Genomic DNA, 4,688 nt, shown 5'->3' with positions numbered 1-4,688 from the left:
AACAGCGTATACCGGTCTAACAGTCAATTGAACCCAATTCTCATGTGGCAAGTTAAGTTCAGGCGTATCCTCAACAGTTACAATTTTCAATCCAGGCCTTATGAATAAGCTTAAAGCATTCAGCAATGTGGTTTTCCCAGCACCAGTCCCACCGGATATCATAAGAGTCTTCAAGTGGTCTAGCATAAACCATATGTATGCAGCCAACTTCTCATTTATAACCCCATCAGCTATAAGCTCTATTGGGGAGAAGGGTTTAGCCCTAAACTTCCTAATCGTGAATGTGGGTCCAGTTGTGCTAACCTCAGAGCCAAAGGTTGCGGCAAGCCTATGCTTCTCCGGTAGCATGGTGTCTAGGGTTGGATATGCAAGGCTAATATGCTTACCAGCCCTATGTGCAAGCTTCAATATAAATTCATTCAAAGCCTTAACATCCCTGAAAACAATGTTTGTGGGTATGCTCTCATAACGCCTATGCCAAACATAAATAGGCTTATCCACACCAACACAGCTAACATCCTCAATGTTTGGGTCACCCATCAAAACATGTATAGGCCCATAGCCTAAAAGATCCCTCTCAACATAGTATAGGATTCTATCCCTCCTAGCACCAGTAAGACCAAGACTCCCCCTATACCTATCAACAATACGCCTAATCTCACCATAAACATGCCCCCTCAAATCCTCAGTAACAGCATAAACCTTCAACTCCTCAGTAACAATATCCACAAGCCTCTCATAAGCATCCCTCTCCTCATCACTAAGCCTATACTCATCCACATAATAAGCCAAAGCACCACCCTCCCAAGGAATCCTAACAATATAAACCCTAGCAAAAGGCTCATAAACAGGATAACTCTCCAAAACCTCAAACCTCTCATCAAAAGGGAGAAACTCCACAGCCCTCTCCACAGCAACCCTCCTAACAACACGAACCTTAGGACTAACAAAAGGAAGCCTAACCATAAACAACCAAAAAATAAAGGAAAACACGAAAATATAAACATAACACAATACAAAAAGAATACAAAAGTATTGCCAAAGGAAAACAATGGAAAAGATATATATTTTAAAGCGAACAAGAATTAAAAGCAAAGGTGTAAGAAATGAGAAACACGAAGAAGAGAGGCATATCACCAGTAATAGCAACAGTAATACTAGTAGCAATAGCAATAGTAATAAGCATAGCAGCAGCATTCTGGATGACAGGACTACTAACAAGCTTCACAGCATACGAAAAACTAACAATATATGTATATTTAAGCAAAAGTGGTAGCGAATATGATGCAACTATTACCATAGTAAATGATGGTACCGCATCCGCAGTTGTTACGAAAATCCTTATAAATGGAGAGGATAAAACAAATTTATTTAAAGATGATCAAAATAATACTCCGCCAAATGCTCCAATAGGTGCTGGAGAATCAAAAGTTTTTACTGGCGATAAGGTTGTTAGTGGTGTAAAGCCTGGTCAAATTGTCAGAATAACTATAGTGACTCTAAGGGGTACCTACGAAACTACAGTAGTGGCGCCATAAATCTATACTAACTACACAAATTTTCTTTTCCCTATTTTATAATTGAATAGTTACTATGTTTGTTAAAAGCCTTTTAGCGTACATGGACTATTGCAACTCTGAGAGTTCTGGTAATGTAATAATTTTAAGAAAGAACTACATGAATTTACGCTTTTACTTTCCAATAGGTGCTGGAGAATCAAAAGTTTTTACTTTACAATTTAACATTTGGAATTAACAAAAAGACTTGATGAAGTGATCACTTTCCTAAAAAGCAGAGAGATATTTGAAAATAAAATGTAAACTTTTACACTACTTCATCAAGTCTTTCATATTACTCCCTGAAAAGCTGGAAAACTCCTTCAATTTTCCATGTGAAGGGGTCTTGTAATGCTGACCTCCATGAAAACCCATTCTCCACTCTTCTCTCCACATACATCTGGATGACCGCTTAACCTATCTTTCACTTCCCTCGGCAAATAGTCATAGGAGTAAACCTTATAACCCATCTTCATAAGCTTCCTCTCAGCCTTTATAACATATTTATGCGTATATCTTTTAATGCAAGTTCACGCAACCAAACTGGATACCTTTCTACCTTCCTTTCATTTAAATATTCAAAGTTTAACTTTAAGAATGATTTTTAATTATGAGTTTCCCCTTCTCAAAAATCCCTAGAACTCTTGTTACTTCTATTTGATCGCAGTTTTGCCCCTTAATTATTACTGAGAGTATGTCGGTGATGTTTTCCTGGCTTATTTTATAATTCCTAAGCTCCTTCAATATCTTCTCAAATTTTTTTATCCGTGTATTTCCTCATGTCTGAAATAAATTTCGCAAGATTGATCGCCACGGAGATTATGGAAATTTCGTTTTCCATTGACATTGCTACACACGTAGCATTTCATATGCTATCCTTATATAAAGTTTTGATAGAATTTCAGTTAGCCAATCTTCATCGGGAAGTCCTTGAAGTTTAGATTTAACTCTCTTCTTAACCTCGGAAATTACTTGCTCCACGTATTCGGCGGGGATCTCATAACTCCTCAGAATTTCTTCCACGTCATCTTTAACTTCATTCCGATCCATTTTAGTAGCTTCAACTTGAGTTTTTAGCTTCTTTGATTAAATCTTCAAGGCTTATGCTAAGACCTTCAGCTATTTCCTTTTTCGCTTCTGCTAATTCTTTCTTTTCTTCTTCACTTAACTCTTCTTCGGGTAGAAGCATGGCTCTAAGTTTAAGAAGTTCAATCCTAATTTGCTCTAATTTATCTAGCACTAATTTCAACTGTTCTTCAGTAAAAGTTACGCCCACTTCTACGCACTAGAACATTATTGAAACCAGAGATTTATAAAGTTTTCAAGGGAAAAGATGCTCCGTTAACTTTAAACCTTTTTATTTCTTGTAGTGCCTCCAAAGTTAGAGGATGAACGCTTTTTACTATTGTACTCAAAAGTAGGAAGCATTTTAAACTAATGCGAAGAAAAGGCCGAAGGAAGAGGCGGAGGGAAAACTCATGATGTAGTAGTGTACAAAGACGATAAACCTACACTTATAGTTAGAAGCTTAAGGTAGTTGAGCATCTTCTTTATGCACTTGAACTCCTCTAGCTCCATAATAAAAGCCAAAAATTAGGCTATAAATCTTATTTTTAAAGCTAGGTTGAAGGTAGTTTTCATTACCTTTGCTGGGAATTATTTGTGTATGTGTTGTTTAGTTTGATGAGTTTTGCTCTCTTCTTATAGGTTTCCAGCATATCTCTGGTTATAACGTGTATTTCGAATGGGTCATCTACCCCATTTGACCATAGTTCTGCAATTATTCTGCCTGGATGGAGATCTGAGACCACTAATATGTCTATGTCGCTTGAGATTAGATGTTTCCCCTCAGCTACACTGCCAAACAAGTATAATTCTGCATTGGAGTCAATCTTCCTGACAGTTTCAACTATCTTCTTAAGATACTCATACAACCTTTCAAATATTTCCCTCCTCCTCTTAGCTTCATTGATCAATAGATCTTCCCACAATATCCATCACCCCTCTCACTGTTTGTAATAGTTTTCTAGCCTCCTCCTCACAGTATTCCCTAGCAACATATCTTGAGGTGATATATGCATCTTCAAGTGAACCCAGCTCAACAGCATAATTCATTAATGCATTTCTAATCTCTTCCGAACTCGTAACTTTATATATAAGTTCAAGAAGCCTTCTGACGCTCCGCGTCTTCGGGAATTCTAACCCAAGTTTTAAAAGATATGCTTTGAGATAAAGTTGGAGAGATTGTTCAAGACTGAAAACTGCTAAATCATAAAATCCTCTATCCAATTGCAATTCAGCAGTTTCAAGGAACCTCCTAGACCTCTCCAGAAGATACTTATACTCCTCAATATGTGTCAAAATGTAAAACACCATTCCTCGTAACTCTTGTCAGAATCAATGTATTAACTTTGTTGTTATCATGTTACTCTTATGAGAAAACATCAATTTTAAACATTCATATAGGGCTTGTAGAATTGTATTATTGTGGAAAATTTATGTTCATTTTCAAGAACATGATGTAGTAATTCTGATGTTGATACGTAATATTCATATATCATGTTTATAACTTTCAATGTGTGCATCTGGAAAGAGCTTATGAATTGTGCCCTGCCTCAATCTGCTTAAAGGTTAGATGTTTGTGTAGACTTCTATTCCAAGCATTTTTGATGCTTCCAGCGCCTTTTCATCAGCGTAAGGTGTTACGATGAGGAGTCTATCAGGCTTCCTCCCAGTCTTCCTTTGATATAGCTCTGCCTTCCTCTTGAACTGGAATACGTCTGAGGCTCTTATATGCGATGAAACTTCAATTAGTATAATCTTCTCATCCTTGACTGCTACGTCAACTTCAACGTTGCTTGGATAGCCGAAGACAAAGCCATTTTCATCGTACCCCCTCCATCTCTCAACCTTAAGCCCAAATTCCTTCTCGAGGAGCCCCCTTAACCCCTCTTTGAAAGCATCTTCCGCCATTATCCCCCACCTAGCTTCAAGAGCAGATATATGCCTATACATGAGCTCAAAACCCCTATTCATATCCTTCCTAAGCTCAGCGATCTCATTTTCATGCCTATCAAGCCTTTTAAGTATCTCAATGAACTTTTCATCATGAACTTCTAAACGTTTGAGTAT

9 protein-coding genes are annotated in these 4,688 nt (G+C 37.5%); 1 reads left to right on the top strand and 8 read right to left on the bottom strand.

Features of this window, described 5'->3' with window-relative positions; genetic code table 11:
- The coding region (locus MRT15_RS09855) for a type II/IV secretion system ATPase subunit (protein ID WP_304329923.1) at positions 1 to 966 on the bottom strand (966 nt) is incomplete at its 3' end.
- A 140-nt stretch (positions 967 to 1,106) separates the two neighbouring features.
- Here MRT15_RS09855 and MRT15_RS09850 point away from each other — a divergent pair.
- A complete protein-coding gene (locus tag MRT15_RS09850; protein WP_304329922.1) occupies positions 1,107 to 1,538 on the top strand; it encodes an archaellin/type IV pilin N-terminal domain-containing protein in 432 nt (143 codons plus the stop codon).
- 341 nt (positions 1,539 to 1,879) lie between these two features.
- On the opposite strand, the gene MRT15_RS09845 is transcribed toward MRT15_RS09850, so the two are convergent.
- The 7 genes from MRT15_RS09845 to MRT15_RS09815 form a co-directional block, all read right to left on the bottom strand.
- Entirely contained in the window at positions 1,880 to 2,032 is a 153-nt protein-coding gene (locus MRT15_RS09845; protein WP_304329921.1) for a hypothetical protein, read from the bottom strand.
- A gap of 115 nt (positions 2,033 to 2,147) precedes the next feature.
- Positions 2,148 to 2,300: a hypothetical protein gene (locus tag MRT15_RS09840; RefSeq protein WP_304329920.1), complete on the bottom strand. Its 153-nt coding sequence runs from the start codon at positions 2,298 to 2,300 to the stop codon at positions 2,148 to 2,150.
- Positions 2,301 to 2,405: 105 nt separating this feature from the next.
- Positions 2,406 to 2,606 (bottom strand): hypothetical protein, encoded by a 201-nt coding sequence (locus MRT15_RS09835; protein ID WP_304329919.1) that lies wholly within the window; start codon positions 2,604 to 2,606, stop codon positions 2,406 to 2,408.
- 10 nt (positions 2,607 to 2,616) lie between these two features.
- The gene (locus tag MRT15_RS09830; RefSeq protein ID WP_304329918.1) at positions 2,617 to 2,832 is read right to left on the bottom strand and encodes a hypothetical protein; all 216 of its coding nucleotides are present in this window, start codon (positions 2,830 to 2,832) and stop codon (positions 2,617 to 2,619) included.
- Positions 2,833 to 3,196: 364 nt separating this feature from the next.
- Positions 3,197 to 3,547, bottom strand: a complete 351-nt coding sequence (locus tag MRT15_RS09825; protein WP_304329917.1) for a nucleotidyltransferase domain-containing protein — start codon at positions 3,545 to 3,547, stop codon at positions 3,197 to 3,199.
- On the bottom strand, positions 3,522 to 3,917 hold the full coding sequence (locus MRT15_RS09820; protein ID WP_304329916.1) for a HEPN domain-containing protein: 396 nt from the start codon (positions 3,915 to 3,917) through the stop codon (positions 3,522 to 3,524). The genes MRT15_RS09825 and MRT15_RS09820 overlap by 26 nt, the downstream gene beginning before the upstream one ends.
- Positions 3,918 to 4,187: 270 nt before the next feature.
- Positions 4,188 to 4,688: PD-(D/E)XK nuclease family protein (locus tag MRT15_RS09815; protein ID WP_304329915.1), on the bottom strand; the 501-nt coding region annotated here is incomplete at its 5' end.

Origin of the sequence: Candidatus Culexarchaeum yellowstonense, from assembly GCF_024707025.1 — an archaeon.
Taxonomy (GTDB): Archaea; Thermoproteota; Methanomethylicia; order Culexarchaeales; family Culexarchaeaceae; genus Culexarchaeum.
This window is presented reverse-complemented; position numbering and strand designations above follow the sequence as displayed.